At 58.6% G+C, this 16,290-nt stretch carries 19 protein-coding genes; 12 read left to right on the forward strand and 7 right to left on the reverse strand.

Going from position 1 to position 16,290, the window contains the following annotated elements; translation table 11 throughout:
* Positions 1 to 282 precede the first annotated feature (282 nt).
* Positions 283 to 1,050, forward strand: coding sequence for a glycosyl hydrolase 53 family protein (locus RGCCGE502_RS19450; protein WP_176705712.1), 768 nt, complete (start codon positions 283 to 285; stop codon positions 1,048 to 1,050).
* Positions 1,051 to 1,678: 628 nt separating this feature from the next.
* Here RGCCGE502_RS19450 and RGCCGE502_RS37400 read toward each other — a convergent pair.
* From RGCCGE502_RS37400 to RGCCGE502_RS19465, 4 genes are all read right to left on the reverse strand, one after another.
* Entirely contained in the window at positions 1,679 to 1,849 is a 171-nt protein-coding gene (locus RGCCGE502_RS37400) for a hypothetical protein (RefSeq protein ID WP_016555901.1), read from the reverse strand.
* 528 nt (positions 1,850 to 2,377) lie between these two features.
* Complete coding sequence (locus RGCCGE502_RS38950) at positions 2,378 to 2,569, reverse strand: hypothetical protein (protein ID WP_016555902.1); 192 nt, start codon at positions 2,567 to 2,569, stop codon at positions 2,378 to 2,380.
* Positions 2,570 to 2,766: 197 nt separating this feature from the next.
* Entirely contained in the window at positions 2,767 to 3,258 is a 492-nt protein-coding gene (locus RGCCGE502_RS19460) for a DUF4142 domain-containing protein (RefSeq protein WP_016555903.1), read from the reverse strand.
* A gap of 43 nt (positions 3,259 to 3,301) precedes the next feature.
* The gene (locus tag RGCCGE502_RS19465) at positions 3,302 to 4,126 is read right to left on the reverse strand and encodes a manganese catalase family protein (protein WP_016555904.1); all 825 of its coding nucleotides are present in this window, start codon (positions 4,124 to 4,126) and stop codon (positions 3,302 to 3,304) included.
* 160 nt (positions 4,127 to 4,286) lie between these two features.
* On the opposite strand from RGCCGE502_RS19465, the gene RGCCGE502_RS19470 reads away from it, so the two are divergent.
* The 10 genes from RGCCGE502_RS19470 to RGCCGE502_RS19515 all read left to right on the forward strand — a co-directional run bounded on the left by RGCCGE502_RS19470 (position 4,287) and on the right by RGCCGE502_RS19515 (position 10,990).
* Complete coding sequence (locus RGCCGE502_RS19470; protein ID WP_016555905.1) at positions 4,287 to 4,547, forward strand: DUF982 domain-containing protein; 261 nt, start codon at positions 4,287 to 4,289, stop codon at positions 4,545 to 4,547.
* Positions 4,544 to 5,026 carry a DUF2243 domain-containing protein gene (locus tag RGCCGE502_RS19475; protein ID WP_040675086.1) on the forward strand — a complete coding sequence of 161 codons (483 nt, stop codon included), beginning with the start codon at positions 4,544 to 4,546 and terminating at the stop codon, positions 5,024 to 5,026. Before RGCCGE502_RS19470 ends, RGCCGE502_RS19475 begins: the two co-directional genes overlap by 4 nt.
* Positions 5,019 to 5,180 carry a hypothetical protein gene (locus RGCCGE502_RS37405; RefSeq protein ID WP_016555907.1) on the forward strand — a complete coding sequence of 54 codons (162 nt, stop codon included), beginning with the start codon at positions 5,019 to 5,021 and terminating at the stop codon, positions 5,178 to 5,180. Before RGCCGE502_RS19475 ends, RGCCGE502_RS37405 begins: the two co-directional genes overlap by 8 nt.
* Before the next feature lie 48 nt (positions 5,181 to 5,228).
* Positions 5,229 to 6,596, forward strand: coding sequence for an NAD(P)/FAD-dependent oxidoreductase (locus tag RGCCGE502_RS19480; protein WP_016555908.1), 1,368 nt, complete (start codon positions 5,229 to 5,231; stop codon positions 6,594 to 6,596).
* A 711-nt stretch (positions 6,597 to 7,307) separates the two neighbouring features.
* Positions 7,308 to 7,484 carry a DUF3606 domain-containing protein gene (locus tag RGCCGE502_RS19490; RefSeq protein WP_071224924.1) on the forward strand — a complete coding sequence of 59 codons (177 nt, stop codon included), beginning with the start codon at positions 7,308 to 7,310 and terminating at the stop codon, positions 7,482 to 7,484.
* 5 nt (positions 7,485 to 7,489) lie between these two features.
* Positions 7,490 to 8,290 (forward strand): exodeoxyribonuclease III, encoded by an 801-nt coding sequence (gene xth, locus RGCCGE502_RS19495; protein WP_016555911.1) that lies wholly within the window; start codon positions 7,490 to 7,492, stop codon positions 8,288 to 8,290.
* A gap of 504 nt (positions 8,291 to 8,794) precedes the next feature.
* Positions 8,795 to 9,205, forward strand: coding sequence for a hypothetical protein (locus RGCCGE502_RS19500; RefSeq protein ID WP_019280160.1), 411 nt, complete (start codon positions 8,795 to 8,797; stop codon positions 9,203 to 9,205).
* A gap of 129 nt (positions 9,206 to 9,334) precedes the next feature.
* Positions 9,335 to 10,066, forward strand: a complete 732-nt coding sequence (locus RGCCGE502_RS34630) for a hypothetical protein (RefSeq protein WP_016555913.1) — start codon at positions 9,335 to 9,337, stop codon at positions 10,064 to 10,066.
* A 415-nt stretch (positions 10,067 to 10,481) separates the two neighbouring features.
* Complete coding sequence (locus RGCCGE502_RS19510; protein ID WP_016555914.1) at positions 10,482 to 10,715, forward strand: hypothetical protein; 234 nt, start codon at positions 10,482 to 10,484, stop codon at positions 10,713 to 10,715.
* A 23-nt stretch (positions 10,716 to 10,738) separates the two neighbouring features.
* A complete protein-coding gene (locus tag RGCCGE502_RS19515; protein ID WP_016555915.1) occupies positions 10,739 to 10,990 on the forward strand; it encodes a hypothetical protein in 252 nt (83 codons plus the stop codon).
* A 536-nt stretch (positions 10,991 to 11,526) separates the two neighbouring features.
* Here the strand turns inward: RGCCGE502_RS19515 and RGCCGE502_RS19520 are convergent.
* The 3 genes from RGCCGE502_RS19520 to RGCCGE502_RS19530 are packed head-to-tail and all read right to left on the reverse strand — an operon-like array spanning position 11,527 to position 15,159.
* On the reverse strand, positions 11,527 to 12,807 hold the full coding sequence (locus RGCCGE502_RS19520; protein ID WP_016555916.1) for a M24 family metallopeptidase: 1,281 nt from the start codon (positions 12,805 to 12,807) through the stop codon (positions 11,527 to 11,529).
* A gap of 26 nt (positions 12,808 to 12,833) precedes the next feature.
* Positions 12,834 to 13,895: an FAD-binding oxidoreductase gene (locus tag RGCCGE502_RS19525; protein ID WP_176705714.1), complete on the reverse strand. Its 1,062-nt coding sequence runs from the start codon at positions 13,893 to 13,895 to the stop codon at positions 12,834 to 12,836.
* 10 nt (positions 13,896 to 13,905) lie between these two features.
* Positions 13,906 to 15,159: an aromatic ring-hydroxylating oxygenase subunit alpha gene (locus tag RGCCGE502_RS19530; protein WP_016555918.1), complete on the reverse strand. Its 1,254-nt coding sequence runs from the start codon at positions 15,157 to 15,159 to the stop codon at positions 13,906 to 13,908.
* Between the two features lie 107 nt (positions 15,160 to 15,266).
* On the opposite strand from RGCCGE502_RS19530, the gene RGCCGE502_RS19535 reads away from it, so the two are divergent.
* Complete coding sequence (locus RGCCGE502_RS19535; RefSeq protein WP_016555919.1) at positions 15,267 to 16,154, forward strand: LysR substrate-binding domain-containing protein; 888 nt, start codon at positions 15,267 to 15,269, stop codon at positions 16,152 to 16,154.
* Positions 16,155 to 16,290 lie beyond the last annotated feature (136 nt).

Below are 16,290 nucleotides of genomic sequence, written 5' to 3' on the forward strand. Positions count from 1 at the left end.
TTTTGTCCGTGATCTTCTTTCGACACCTTGAAATTTGAAGCGCGCAACTTTCATTAGCGTTTCCGCGGAGACCGCGAATCTCGTAAAGAGCAGTTCATGAACGTGCATCAGCATCAGCATCAGCTCAGCTTAGGCGTGAGAAAGCCTGTTTTTCAGAGCGAGATGATAGCCGGGTTCGAGTGCGGCCTCGTGCATGGTGGCCGCCATGACCTGCTCGCGACGACGCGGCATACACCTGCGGAACAAATGCATCCTCATTTGAGGATAGTCGTCGAGCATGGAATGACCACTGTGCGGGACGGGCTGGTTCCCGGCCACCACGTGACCGACCGGTTGAGGGCGGCCCGTGCCGCTGGTGTGCAGGGTGTATGGGATCTTTCGCACTATCATCGCAACTTGGATCCGGTTCGTTGCGCAAAGATCGTTGCGCAAGCAGCCTTGACCGTTTCGGGGGACGAGCGCCTGTGGCTTTGTCCGGTCAACGAGCCGTCGCTCTACCCTCTTCTCGCGGGAATGCCTCGGCACGAGGCAATCGACATGGCCGTCACGATGGCACGTACGGCGAGAGATCATCATCCGAATGTTGGCATCCTCACGAACGACCCGATAGCCGGTGTGGGAGACCGACAGTTCGAAGCAACGGACGCGATCGTGTCTGCCATCGACGTGGACGTCATCGGCGTTAACTACTATCCGCACACGGCACGAACCGCTCTGTCGAAGGTCCTCATCAAGACCTGGCGGCGCTATAGGAAGCCGATCATGGTGTCGGAGACCAGCTGGCATGACGGACATCCCGTTCACCATCGTCGGCATCCTGGTTTTCATAAGGGAGCATGGCTTCGTCACATCCTTGACCAGATCGACGTCGCACGGATGCACGGTGCTGAAATTGTTGGCGTGTGCTGGTATCCGATCATCGACTGCCCCCCGTGGCACTCTCCACGCTCCCGCCACCGCTGGAGCCATGGGCTGATCCGCAGCGACCTGTCACTCGATCCAGCGCTGTCTGCGGAACTAAGAAGGCTTCAACTACCGGAAGCTGCGTAAAAAGCGTGGTCTGCCGTTTCGAAATGAAACGCCGCTAGTCGGATTTCGTATGCCGTTCCCGAACTTCTCGATCTGCTCGGTTTACATCGTGGGCTCCTCCCTGCAGCCCGATGATGCTCTACCGTCCATCCCCAGGAGGACGGATTTCAACGACCGCATCCGGTTTCATGACCGCCCTCATTCCGGTTACCTGTCGGACTCCCAGGATCGGCTCTTTGTGCCGCCGTGGAAACGATCGTAGCTACGTCTGTCTCGGCGTACGCAATCCGGCACGGCGGAGCTTCCGAGCCAAGCCAGATAGACAAAAGGCCGGCAACCACACTTTTGCGGCCTCTCAAGAGAGCGGGGTCAGTTCATCCGTGGTCAGCGGTCCGGATCACCGACCGTAGCGCAGCTATTTCAATGCGTGCTCTATGCGGTGGACATGGTGTTCCGGTGGGTGCCCGCCGGATTCCTCCGCTGCGGCGATCTCGCTTGCTCGCGATCGCGAGATCCTCAAGGCTGTAGCCCTGGCAATACGGGTGGTCTTGAGGCGGGCTGCGGGTGTTGTTTTTGATGTAACGAGCTGTTTCCAACTTCATCTCCAAATTTGAGCCGTGGAGAAATGGCGGAACGAGCGGCGATTTCTTTACCGCGAGGCATTCTTGTCTTCGGCAAGGCGAAGCGTCTTGAGCCTTTCGGTCTTCTCTTCGCGGGCACGACACTCTTCCCCTGCTGCGTCGGCCGCGACCTTGTTAGTGTGTTCGAAAGCTGCCGCGCGTTCTTGCACGGTCAGAGTTCTTCTGATCCTGCTTACCATCACAATCGTCCTCGAGGGGTTCCTCATATGTGGGTTGGTCGCCAAGCGCTTCAATGTGTTGAGGTGTTCTGTCTGGTTTCGTACCGCCTGGTGGGGCGCTTTGCAGCGCAAGCGGCCCCAGCCCATCCAATATTAGCCATCTCACAACACGTGAACCTTTGCAGCGGCGTCCGCCGCCGTCTGCGTCGAAGCTTTGAGCGCGGATGAGAGGGCTGCAACCGTCCGCGAGGTTTGAGCGCCTTCGGGAAGTCTAGCAGAGCGTCTGAAAGCTGGCGGGTCTCCACCGAAGGCGCTGTACGCTCGGCGCGAAGACTGCACTACCGCGCCCAGAAGCCGCGTCAGACCTTCGCCGTCTGTTCGCTTCGCGAAGCGCGAGAAACGTCGTGGTCACGGAGACAATGGTGGAGCCCAGCCGCTCTGCCATGGCCACCTCCTTGCGAGGCTCGGCTGCAGGCCGGTTGTCGCTGCGGCGTAGCCGCCAGCTTCGGCACCAGTCAGGAGTGACTTGTACGCCGCGATCTCGGGTTCTCAAACACAGCTCCCGAACGAGCTCTCGATCTCGTCGCTGGCCGCGGTATGGTCCAGGTTGCCATCGAGCGTGTAAAAGGGCATGGCCATGTCCTTCAGGGTAGGCTCGTCCTCATCGAGCCCCGAAAGGATCTCTTCCAGTCGCTGGATTTGTCCTTCGTCTCCGTGATGTGCTGCTTTTTGCTGCGACATTGGGATATTTCGCGATCCGCTCAAGCTGCGGCTTCATCGCATTGCGCATGCCGGTGGCAAATATGTCGCGCGTCTCGTTGTCTGCCAACTTAACGCTCTCCACCTGCAAAAATCTCGGACGGGCGATCCGCCAGTCATTGAGGGGCTGTTTGCCGATCGTAGTAACCTGATGACGAAGGGTTCGGTTGGGCCATTCCTTACTTGTTCGCCATGCCTTGAACGCGGGTCAGGTGCATGTGGAGATCAGGCAACATCTTTGCCGCGGTGTTCTTGAGTTGGCCGTCCGGACCGTCTTTCGAATATGCCTCAAACAACTCGTAAGCCTGCTGGTGGGCAGTTATCTGCGTCGACAAGTAGGCCTGATCGAGGTTGGCGGCATCGCTCTTTCGCAGGGCGTCCAGCTTCTCCAAATGTTCGGCGTCGAGTGACTGCGAGACAGTGACGCCGTCCTTCTTGGCAGCGTCCGCCAGCGGCGATGCAGCCTTGCCGTGGTCACGGAGCATGTCCTGCGCGAACTGCTTCGCGTCCGTAGCCCTCCCATTTGCGATCTCGATCTTAGCCGCTTCGATCTCGAACATGTTCGACATGGAAGCCTGTTCAGCGAAATCCTGCTTCGTCGCTGTGTCGTCCGCGGCCAAGGCTGGCAGCGCGACCAGACCGGCAACAAGTCCGAAGTGCAGTACTCTCATGGGATTGTCTCCTGATGGGGGCGGGACGAAGCCCGCCGGTGTGTCAAAGCTGCTCTGTCTGTGCCCCGCTGTCCGGCTTGGCCGGTCCAAGGATCGGCTTTTCGCCCATCGGCTCGAGGGACTGCGTTGTGTACGCGCCCTTGCCATCGACCGACGGACCTTCAGACCAGCGGCCGGGAACCGGGGCGCTCCCGTCGGCCTGGAAGCCGAGATAGGCATAGCTGAATTCCTGCAGTTCCTGCTCCTGCGGGAAGCTGTTGGGGATCGGGAAGACGCCTGTCGGCCCCCCGAGTTCTTCAAGTGCCGCGAGCCACTGGTTCTGGTGCATGGTGTCGCGGGCGATCAGGTAGGAGAGCATTTCCTTCATGCCCGGATCGTTGGTCAGGTTGAACAAACGTACGGCCAGTACCCGGCCGGTCGATTCGGCTGCGACGTTTGCGGTCATGTCCGCGGCAATGTTACCGCTCGCGTAAATGTGGGACATGTCAAACGGCACGCCATCGGAATCGACGGGCATGGCCGAGAGCCCAGCCGACAGAAGGTTCTTCATATTGAGGCCGCCGAGCACAGCACTCGCCACGGGATCGGCGACGATCTCATCCTTGATTGACACAGGAGCACCTTCGAGGTTTAGGGCAACGGCCGTTGCGAGCATCTCTATGTGGCCAAGCTCTTCGGCCGCGGTATTCATCAGCAAGTCCCGGAACTTGGGGTTGCCGCGGGCGCCGCACGCCTGGAAGAAGTACTGCATGGCGACGCGAATCTCTCCTTCGACGCCGCCGATCGCCTGCTGTAGGGCACGCGCAAATAACGGGTCGGGCGTTTCGACGCGCACAGCGAATTGAAGCTTTCCGTCAGTATAGAACATTACGCTCTCCGAGCTGCTGGGGGGATGGAGCCTCGACAACCATTAGTTAGGGCAGATGTTCCCGAACCTTTTCCGGCTCGTCCGATTGCGGACCAAGTCTGGAGCGCGGGAACCCGCGCGCCAGACGGAGGTTGTCGGAAAACCCGAAAGGAGGTGCTCCATGGAAAAGGTTATCGACATCGACTTCCACGTTACGTGGAAAGCCCCTGTCTTCGTCCGGATCGGCGACGGGATACGCGAACGCATCGATGGACCGGATGCGGCATTGGCGGCGCTTCTTCATCGCTGGCCATCGACCAATCACCCGCAGTACGGAGTTGCCAAGCGCCGATGCGTCGACGCCATCGCACGGCGCGGAAATCCGGAGCTTGCCCGCACCTCGTTCGTCGAGGCGGCGTTCGCCGCAAAGGTGTTGGCATGACAGGCTTGGAGCGGCGCCCCACGCGGAGCTTCCCTCTATCCGCCGGGTTGTTTCTAGGACTGGGTCTCGGAGGCTTCTTCGATGGGATCGTTCTCCACCAGCTTCTCCAGTGGCACCATATGCTCAGCTCGTGGTACCCCATCAACACGATCGAGAACCTTGAACTGAACACGTTCTGGGACGGTGTCTTCCATTCCGGCACATATGTTTTCGTGCTCGCCGGGCTCTTCATCCTTTGGCGTTCCGGCCGCCTCAACCACTTCCGCTGGTCGACAGGCGATCTCGTCGCCGCGATGCTCATCGGCTTCGGAGCGTTCAACCTCATCGAAGGCATCATCGACCACCAGGTCCTCGGACTACACCACGTCAACGAGACGATTGCTCGCAGCCTGTGGCTCTTCTGGGACATCGGCTTTCTCGCCTGGGGTGGGGCGATGGTGGCGGTTGGCATGCTGATCTTGAGGCGGCGCCATGGCTGAGGCGCTACGGGAACTGCGAACAGCGGCGATCTGGATCGCATTCGGCTTAGGTCTTGTCCTCGGGACGCAACCGGTCTGGGCCTACTTCCTGTTCGGGGCCAGCCTCACGCCCGACGACGTTCTTTCATTGCGCTGCTTCAGCCTGCCGATGTGACCGCGTCGGCTCCATAGAGACATCCACGAAGAGACTAAAAGAGCTACGATGATCGCAAGCAAACACCACGCCAGCCTCGGCGCAGAAACCCGCTCCCGCCGCCATGTCGTCATACTCGGCGGAGGTTTCGGCGGACTTGCATGTGCGATCGAGCTGGGCAACGCCTCAGGAATCGACGTCACGGTCGTCGACCGCCGCAACCACAATCTCTTCCAGCCGCTGCTATATCAGGTCGCGACCGCCGCGCTGTCGCCCGCCGACATAGCAGAACCAATCCGCAAGACCCTTGCCCGCTTTAAGAACATCACCATGATCATGGCCGAGGTGGTCGGTGTCGACCCCCGGTCGCGCACCGTGGTACTGTCTGACGGTGACTTGTTGCCTTACGATCAGCTCATCATCGCGACCGGCTCCGATTACAATTATTTCGGACACGACGACTGGCGGAAATTCGCGCCTGGCCTGAAGAGCATCCATGAAGCACGGCAGATTCGTCACCGACTCCTTCTGGCTTTCGAACACGCGGAAAGGGTGAAGAGCGAGCCGGAGAAGCGGGCGTTGCTCACCAGCATCGTCATCGGCGGGGGACCGACGGGCGTCGAAATGGCGGGTGCGATCTCGGAACTCGGTCGCTTCATGATCAGCCGTGACTTTCGAAACCTTCAGCCGGATAATCTTCAAGTGATCCTGGTCGAGGCTGGGCCACGCATACTTGCGGCCTTCCCCGAGCATCTGTCCGTCTACGCCAAGTCCCATCTCCAAAAGATCGGCGTCGACGTCCGCACGGGAAGCCGGGTCCTGGACATTCGGGAAGACGGGGTCGACATCGAAGGCGAGTTCATTGCAGCCGGATCGATCGTGTGGGGAGCGGGAGTCAAAGCCTCTCCCGCCCATTCCTGGCTCGGGTTGCCCGGCGTCGAGATGGGCCGGATACCAGTCGATGCGTATCTTCGTGTCCGAGGGTTCGACGATATCTACGCTCTAGGGGACACATCGGCACTTGCCGGTGCGGATCGGAAATTGTTGCCCGGTCTCGCGCAGGTCGCCAAACAGCAAGGCATATATCTTGGAAAAAATCTACGAAACGGCAGGACCGCATCGGGTTTCAAGTTCCAGAACCGCGGCAACACGGCAGTCATCGGCAGGAATGCTGCGGTCTTCGACTTCGGAGATTGGACGATGAAGGGGCGGGCGGCATGGCTGCTTTGGGCGATTGTCCACGTCTATCTCCTTATCAACTTCGAGAAGCGGCTTCTCGTTTCCATCCAGTGGGTGGGCAGGTACCTGACGCGCCAGCGCGGCGCGCGCATTATCGACGAGACGGCAGGAGATGAAGGTGGCGGGGCAGCGAAGTGGCCAAGGAAGGGCAACGTCGAGACGGGTCCGCTTCGTCCGTCGAATGGGCGGGAGCGATAAAGTAAAACAAGGGAGCACCTTCAGTGAAGGCGGAACTTGATCAGGTAGGAAAAGTGGTAAAGTGGCTTCGTCCGGAGCCGGAGTTGTTAAATCGGCCATCCCGAAGAGGTCGTTGATCGCCGGTCGGACCAAGGTTTGCGGCCCCGAGATTCTTCTCAGAGCAGCACGGTTCGGACGTTTATCGATGGCTTCGCCCGGCGGCTGCTTGCCGGCGAAGCAGGAAGCGCCGGGGTGAAGATCGGTATTCGATCTTGGCGTCGGCATGGGCCATCACGCACCGTTGTGGAAGGGATACGGGCTGAAGGCTGCGTTCTATCAGCCGGAAGTCGTCTTCGGAAAGAGATTGAGTATCCTGTTGCTGCTTATGCCTACGGCGCGGTTAAACATGGCCGGTCCTCCTATCGGGGCGAGAGTGCCCCTGGGCTCCCAGCCGCTCGCGCCCTTGGAAGTGGCGAGCGATGGCGGCAGCATACCCCAACTCGACGCACATTGACCTCAGGATTAATCACCGCCCTCGCGATTGAAAATCCTGCCTTAGAGATGACTGCGGTGGGGAAGCCGCGCATCGTGTCTCAGTTGCGGTCGGTTGCGATCCTCCTACGACGAAGACGGCTGCGGCGTTGGCGAGGAATGCTTCGCCTCTTGGGCCGCAGGGAACTTCTTGAATCGATGTCCGTTCTGCCCCTTGTGTTCTTTCATTGGAGGCAAGTCATGGCAACCACATCCCGAGGCCGCGCCCAGGACCGTTCGAAAATAGCAGGCGGTCAGGATCACGAGGTAAAATACGAGGCGAAGAAGGAAGGCGTGTCGAAAGATACCGTCAAGAAAGCGGTGAAGAGCGCAGGCAACAGCCGCAAGAAGGTCGAGGCCGACCTCCACAAGCGCTAATTCCCTTGAAGATCGCCAGTTACAACGTGAACGGCGTCAATGGTAGGCTTGAGATCCTGCTGCGCTGGCTGCAAGAGGCTGCACCGGATGTCGTATGTCTGCAGGAACTGAAGGCGCCGCAGGAGAAGTTTCCCATCAAGGCGATCGAGGCTGCCGGCTACGGAGCCGTCTGGATAGGCCAGAAATCGTGGAACGGCGTCGCGATCCTTACCAAGGGGCAGGAGCCGCATCTGACGCGGAAGGGGCTGCCCGGCGAGCCGGACGATGTCCATAGCCGCTACATCGAAGCCGTTGTCGACGGGGTTGTGATTGGCGGCCTGTATCTCCCGAACGGTAACCCGTATCCCGGCCCGAAGTTCGACTATAAGCTCCGCTGGTTCAAGCGGCTCCACGACTACGCCAGCGAGTTGCTTGAGCTTAATTGTCCTGTCGTGCTCGCGGGCGACTTTAACGTCATGCCGACCGAGCTGGACGTCTACAAGCCCGAGCGCTGGACGAACGATGCGCTATTTCGGATTGAAGTTCGAGAGGCTTACAAAGAACTTGTCGATCAGGGCTGGACCGACGCCGTGCGTGCCCTCCACCCCGACGAGCGGATTTATACGTTCTGGGACTATTTTCGTAACGCCTACCCCCGCGACGCAGGACTTCGGATCGACCATTTTCTTCTCAGTTCGGATGCCGCCGAGCGTCTGTCGACGGCGGAAGTCGACAAGCACGTCAGGGGCTGGGAGCACACCAGCGATCACGCTCCCGTCTGGATCAAGCTGGAGGAGAAGGCAACAAGTAAGCGGAGAAAGTCATGACTGGCGATACTTGGAAATCGCAGCTCCGTCTCTGGACCGCTTGCTCTCACCTAGGAGATCCAAAGCCAGCAGCTTGAACGATAGCGCGAATGCCCGCCTTCACGGTCACGATTCGACCTCTGTGAATGTGCTGCTTCACGGCGACGCGCGGCTCGCGGGACCAAGTTAAAATAGCATTCAAGACAAATGGAATTACTGACGGTCCGCTCGAGCTAGCGATGTCAGATCGAGTCTTATGCGAAACTGAGTAGGCCAAGGATCCGCCTCAGGCTGTCTCCGGACGTGCCGCATCCCGCCGGAGACCTTGCGAATGCAACGCAAACGCCTGAGCGGATGGCCGGAGGCTTGCCCTCCGACGCCAACGCTTGAAAATAGTCCTTTCTGCAGGACAAGGTCTCCTCGCGAAGCCGCAAAAACCATAGTCAACAACTTTTAAAGAATACTGTGCGTATGCTTACCGCGACTGCACAGTCAAAGCACGTTTCGCATATCAAGGAGTTTCATATGGCTGACGAACTTAATGCCACCGTAATCAGCGGTACCGCACCAGGAAATGCACCGAAAGAAAAGAAGACTCGCGCGCCGCGCAAGCCGAAGACGGCGGCTGAAACGGCCGTCTCCGCGTCTGTGAGTGAACCCGCAAAGAAGACCCGCGGTCGCCGGAAGAACGCGGAAAAGGCCGACGCCGTTGTTTCGGTGATACCTGTCGCTGCAAAGAAAGCTGCCCCGGTCAAAGCGGTCGAAAAGAAGCAACCCGCAAAGCGTGGACCGCGTAAAGCTGAGGCCGCTCCGGCAGCTTCGGACGAATTTGCAGATCTTCTGAAGCTTGAAGAGGAAAATCAGAAGCTCCGCAAGGCGCTTTCCGAAAAGCTTCGTGCAGAGAACGCTGACCTGCGCAAGAAGCTTGGCGCCTAACGGTACTTTGTCGCTGCTATGGGAACACTAACTTCTCCACAGCGATTAAACTGATGACCGGGTGAGCATTGCAAGCCCGGTCTCCCACCCGGTATCATACATGTGATTCACCGAGTCGGGAGGCGATCAATGAGATCACCGTGGAAACTGATAACCGGGATCGTATCTCGGGGTAAGCCAGAATCGTCGAATGAGGTCGAGGATAAGATCCGGGCTTTGCCTGATCCTGGCTCTGGGGAGGCGGCTCTCGCTCCTCCCGCAATTGAGGCATCTCCCTATCCCGCTGACGAAATTCCCCTCGGACCGTCAGCCGCTCCAGCCAACGGCCTTGCGCGACTAGCGACGTTCGCCGAGATCAAGCCGATCTCTGGACTAGCCGTGACTGATGGTGTCGAGCCGGTACTGGCAACGACAATCAGGTTGGTGACAAAGGACAGGCTCAGCGTACGCGCCGAGCTATCGGCTTCGACCGCAGCGCCGAATGCATTCGAAACGCATGGACCCGATATTTCCCTCGTTGCCAATCTTGATCGCGCGAGAAGGCTGACCGAACCCACCACATTGTTGGAGAACGATAGCCGCATCGGCAATCCGGCGGTCGGGAGGGGTGAACCAACGCACATTGAGCGAACTGGTACATCGACACCGACGCAGGTCTCAACAGTTGCTAAGGGTCGCGTTCGAAGGGTGAAACAACGCGACACGCGTGAGGCGGCCAAGGTGTTGCCGGAACAGGGGTTCATTGCCGAAACAGTACGATTGGACAGTGAAATAAACGAGCTAAGGCATCAACTGTCTCAAAAACTGCGTGTTCAGAACGAGCAACTTAGAAGGATGCTTGCGCGATTTGATGGCTATTGAGTAAAGTGCCTAGCGGAATTGATCGATGGATATTCGGTGCTCAAACCTGATCCACTTGCTGACGCGGGTTGCGGTGAAATCAGTCAGCACGAGCTGCGCTTGGCTTGATAGCGGCTCCGAATTTCCGTCTCAGTCTCACTTAGACAACGATTAGACCGGTTTCCCTGACGATTTCAAACAATCATGCTGGACGCGGGAACGGCGCTCAATAAGCTTTCGGGGGCTAACGCTGCTTGACGATCATCAGCTGGGAGAAATCTGCGCCACAACATCCACTTTCACCAAGTCCTCGAGCGACTGTCTACGCCGGACAAACGCACGACTTTTCAGCAAATGATCGTATGGTGCCGGAACGCGTGGACATCTGCACATATCGCGCTAGGTTCTTGAATCTCACCACAAGGACCGATCGCACATGACCCGACGTGATGGACAGTCAGCTTTGATCTCGAAGGCTGTGAAAGAGTGGTATTCATTCTACGAAATTCAGCCTGACCAGGCCTCATCCGACGCGCTCTGCAAGGCGGCCCTGGAGCTCCTCGAACAGGGCTTTGATGGCAGCGAAGACATTGCGACGCTCCTGATCGGAAAGTTTGTCGGCAAATGGGGCACCAGGGTCAACGCGCCATCGTCGAATTCGGTACACTGAGTTGCACCTCCAGGATAGATGAGATGGACAACCAAAATGAGCCGGGTAAGTCCACATGGCGCGCAGACCTCGCGATGCGAATGGCGGAACTTGTTGATCAGTATGCCGTGCTTGGCGTGAGCCAAGAGGACCTCTTCCAGGAGATCATAAGGGCAGTGGCGCGACTCCGGGACCAGCTCGAACACGATCCGGATCCTGCCGACGATGCTTTAACGTCCACCGTCGTTGATGAGCCATCAAACGACTGGCCGGCCGCCGAGCCAGGTCGGCGGTAATAACAACGAGGCACGTCGTCGCGGGGGCAGGTGCGCGACACCTCTATTCTCAGCGTCCGCTACCGCACTGAACAACGCTCTCGTCATAGAGTTGTTGCTATCACGGAAGCGAAAAGGCCCACTGGGTTCAGGACATGAGAAATCAAGAGGACGACGACGGCATCGGCGATCCTCCGACACAATACGAGGGCGTCAATCCGCCCAGATCGGAGCGGGGCGTAGTGCGGGCGTGGTGGGGATTGGGAGCCGCCGGACTCTTCCTGGCTATGGCCGTCGCATTCCTTCTGTTATGGCCGCAAAGCCGAACCGCGCCATCGACAGTAGGATCACCAGGTTCCGGAACTGTTACAACGTCGGGGCCGGCGCAAAAGGGTAGGCAATGACCGCCGGAAGATGGGAAATTTGGATGAAGGGCAACATAGCATCACCCTCAACCCGGAGGGCAGCCCTCGAGAACGGCCGCCTGGACTCCAACCCGGGTGGCTGGGCATCGCGCGTTATGCCATTTGGCCGCCCCAGGCCATCTGGAGCTCTCGTCAGACATTTTCCCATGGAAAGGTATCGAGACGTTCCGCACCGTGCGCGGTTATAAGCGCCTGCGTCTCGAGTTTGACGCTCTCGGAGCCGTCCTCCGCAATGAGACTCTCGATGTTCAGAACCATTCTCTCCTCGATAACGCCGCTGAAGTTGTCGTCGTAATCGGGGTGGAGAAGAATGCCTGGCCACTCATCTGCCATGCCGGTTCCGTGCACCGCCAGAGTATAGCGGTAGGGAATGTAATTCTCGGGAATGCACCAGCTCTTGTCGTTGAACTCGCCGAAGGACATGCCGGGCCGGATGATTGACAGATTATGGTCGATCTGATCCCTCGCTGCCGAATACAGTTCTTTCTGCTTTGGGGTCATCGCAACGTGCCCACAGGTCCATGATCGGGAGAGGTCAGCGCAATAGCCGTAAGGCCCGACCATGTCCGTGTCGAAGGAGATCATTTCGCCACGTTTGATGATGTAGTCGGAGCATTCCTGGTACCACGGATTGGTACGTGGTCCCGCCGTCAACAGCTTTGTCTCGAGCCATTCTCCACCGCTACGAGCATTCTCGAAGTGGAGTTCCGCCCAGATCTCCCGCTCGGTACGACCCGGCTCTGAAACCTCATACATTCGTGCCATCCCGGCTTCGCAGACGCGGATCGTCCAGCGCATGAGCTCAATCTCTTCCGTGCTCTTGACGGAGCGTGCGCGCTCCGCAAGCTCCTGTCCGTCTAGTAAGGTGAAACCACGGTTTAGAAGCTCTTGGGCAGGCGCAGGTTCCAGCCTGTCGACAGCGATCCTGCCCTGGCGACCGTGGGATCGGACGAGGTCGGCAATCTCATCCGCCCACGCTTTCATCCGAGCTTCGACGAGATTACCCGCAGTGAAGAAGAGGAACGACGTCGATGTTCGCACCTCATCGATACCAGGCAGCCCATCATTGACGTGCTCCGATCCTTCAAACTCGAACATGATCGCTGGCCCATCTGCCAGAATGAGCGCATATCTGGAAGGGTTGTGCATCGTCCAGATGCTCATGTTCGAACAGTCAAAGGCATACCGGATGTTGACTGGATCGTAGAGCAGGAGGGCTGCGCAGTCCCATTCTGTCATCTTCGCCCGCAGCCGCCCGAGGCGATAGAGTCTGGCGCTATTGAGGGTTGACGTAGAGATTGGGCTGATGAGCGGGCGGTCTTTCCCGTCGGGGTTGAAATAAGCTTTCTTGCGCTCGTCCTTGAAGACGGGCGCAGCTGATGATTGCGACGAGTGCTCTTCGCTCCGCAGCATTTGTATCACCTCAGATCAAACCTCGTTCACCGCTCGACAACAAGATCGCTAAGTGGCTTCGAACAGCATGGCAAAAACATCCCGGCGTCGATCTCGCGTTGCCTGATGCCGCCATTGTGGTTCATCTCGACTGAGCCGGAGACAAGCCTCGACTTGCACGTGCCGCAGACGCCGTTCGAACAGGAGGATGGGAGCCTGACGCTGCCCTTTTTCGCAGCAGCGAGGACTGTCTGCTCTGAAGAGACTCCAAGTGTTCGCTTCTGTTTCGAGAACTCGACCTGATAGATCCTGCCGGTAGGCTTTGCCTCGACGTCGAGACCAGGCTCGTCAATGACAGCTGCGTCAAAGCTCTCTTCATTATAGTTCGATGACGGGACGCCGAGAGCGGCCGTGATCGAACGGGCCGCTGCCATGAAGGGGGCAGGGCCGCAGCACATGACGACACGTTCGGAAATGTCGGGGACGGCAAGCTTCATGTATTCGGGAGAGATCCTTCCCGTCAGCCCTGGCCAGGCCGCCTCGCCAAGCACTGTTTCCGGCAAGAACTGCAGGCGCAGTCCCTTCATTCGCGTTGCTAGGCCAAATAGGTCATTTCGGAAGATGATGTCGGAAGGCGTTCGTGCTGCGTGAAGGAAAACGATGTCCGACGGTTCGTATTTGTCTGCCATATCACGTGCGATCGACATGACTGGGGTGATGCCGGAGCCGCCGGACAGCAGTAAGAACTTCGCCTTTTGTCCTTTTGGTAGGATGAAGTGACCGAGTGGGCCCTGTCCCTTGACCAACATGCCGGGAGCAAGGTTGTCGTGCAGCCAGTTCGAGACCTTGCCGCCCGGCACGCGTTTGACAGTCACGGTGAACGCATTTCCGCGATGTGGCGATGACGAGATGCTGTAACAGCGGGGCTCGCCGTGCGAACCCAAAGGGAAGTCGAACAGAAAGTACTGCCCGGCGTCGAAGTCAAACCGCTTGCCCTCCGGAGACGCGAATGTAAAGCTCTTCACGTCGTGCGTTTCTTGATGGACGTCGAGGCAGACCAGCGTCTCGTCGGTTTCGGGGTCCCAGAGGGCAGTTTCGGCGAGCGTCATTTTTTGGAACTCAATGCCCATGTGCGCGCATCCTATCGATGTACCAGGTCGCGAACTTGTCGAGATTGGTTTCCGAGAATGGGGAATAGGGGCCGGGCTGATAAGCCGGATCGAGGGCGCCGGCATGCGAACGGGCTACGAGTTCCGCGTCCTGATCCGTGGTCGCGATCCAGACGTCGGTCAGCTTTTCGAGATCGTAGTCCTTTCCTTCGACTGCGTCCTTGTGCACGAGCCACTTCGTTCTAACGAGGGTCCTGTCGGCCGAAAGCGGAATCACGATTGCGACGATGGCGTGGTCGCCCATGAAATGATTCCAGCTGTTGTGCCCCCAGAGGTGCATGTCCCCGAGGTCCTTGCGGGTCATTTGACCCAGGAGCTTCGATGACGCTGCCGTCGCATCGGGCGTCTGGGATTCTCCAGCACCTGCGATGATGAGGCGCTGGCTGCGGAAGTTCGTCGCGCAGTCGACGAGCTGTTCGACCGCGGACGACGGGAAGCCGTCGGCCTCCCAAGCCTTCGTCCGCTCGTCGTACAGCCGGAAATGTTCCTCAGCCTGCTCGCGGTCCTCCGGGCTCAGCGTCTCCGGGTCGAACCCGAAGTCGATATCGACGAAGGATACGCAAAGTTCAGGATGGTTGGCCGAACAGTGGTAGCACTCGCGATTGTTTTCCATCGTGAGCTTCCAGTTGCCATCTTCAATAACGTCAGTCTGATGCGCGACTTTGGCATTGCGAATGTCATAGGGTGCAAGACGCTCGATCATCGCCTGCTCGAGGCCTGCTATGTCCTCCGGCGGATTGTCGGAGAGGCATACATAGATCAGGCCGCCGATCGACCTGAAGCTGACTGGCTTCAGGCTGTAGCACTGCTTGTCAAGGTCCTTGCCCATGTGAGGGGCGTAAGTTAGTTCACCGGTCAGTTCATAAGTCCAGGTGTGATAGGGACAGACGAGCTTCGACACGATTGTCTTTCCAGCGTCGAGCAGGCGCGAGCCGCGATGGCGGCAGACATTGTGAAGCACGCGGAGCCCGCCGTCGTCGTCACGCAGCAGGATCAGACTTGTCTTGCCGATGTCGACGACCGTCGCGTCGCCCGGTTCCGGCACGTCGCAGTCGAGGCCGACGCAGATCCAGTGCTTGTGGAAAAAGACGTCTATGTCTGCTTCGAAGACGTCCTCTCGGGTGTAGAGGCCGGCTGGCAAAGAATGTCCATCGGCACGTGCCTCAAGGAGTGCAGAAATGTCGGATGAAAGCCTGTTTAGCATAATGACCCCTTATGGCTTGTTGTCAGCAGTTTGCTCTTGCATCAAAGGGTTTTCAACGGCATTAAATCTCACGGATGCATAACGTCCAGTAATGCCTAGGAAGGTGGATGAGTTATCGCCGACGCATACCGTCCTTGACGGCCTTGATGATGCTTGAAGCAGTCCTTCGGCATCGGAGTTTCACTGCGGCCGCTGTGGAACTGGGCGTGACGCAAGCTGCCGTCAGCCGACAGATCGCGGCTCTGGAGCAGGAGCTCGGCCTCCCAATGTTCATCCGCAGGCATCGAGCGATTGAGCCGACGCCAGCGTGTCTCGTCCTGGGTGCTGCGCTCGCACAAAGCCTTTCCAACATCGCCGACACTGTCGATCTTGTCAGGTCCTCGCAGCAGGACGTCGTATCGATTGGCGCGACGGTCGCATTTTCCTCGTTCTGGCTTCTCCCCCGGTTGGCAGACTTCCGACGGGAGAACCCCGGGGTTCAAATCAGGGTCGTCTCACAGGACACCAAGATCGACCTCGATGGCGGAGGCATTGACATTGCCATTCGTTATGGAACGCCGCCGTTTAGCGACGCGAAGGTGGTGGCCTCGCAGGCCGACGTCATCATCCCAGTGTGCTCGCCGGACTATTTTCGGCGCCGCCCAGGGTCAAAACTCTCGGATACGGACGAATTCATTGAAACCGATGCCCAGGACCGATCATGGCTGTCCTGGTCTCGATGGTCCGACGAAACAGGCCGGAATTTGCGAGTGAAGCCGACGCTACGGTTCAATCACTATACCGAGTCAATCGCTGCCGCCCGCGCCGGGCAGGGCGTCGCCCTTGGTTGGCGCCTCCTCATCCAAACCTTCCTCGACGATGGCACGCTGATCGCGCTCGAGGCAGACGAACTACCGACTGCGGATCAATACAACGTCCTGTTGCCTTTGAGGACGAGGAGAACGTCCGCCGCAGAGCACGCGGCAAAATGGCTAGGAAGCGCTCTGACCCTCTAACCTCTGCAATGGTTTCGCAGAGCGGCCGCCAGCTTGTCTAACGGGGCCAATTTTGAGCGCACTGCCCGAAAAGGCACAACCCGCACTCGCGGGATGTGCGATTTGAATTAGGGCCAGGATGGTTAGCGGGGCAAAA

The organism is Rhizobium grahamii CCGE 502 (genome assembly GCF_000298315.2).
Classification (GTDB): Bacteria; Pseudomonadota; Alphaproteobacteria; order Rhizobiales; family Rhizobiaceae; genus Rhizobium; species Rhizobium grahamii.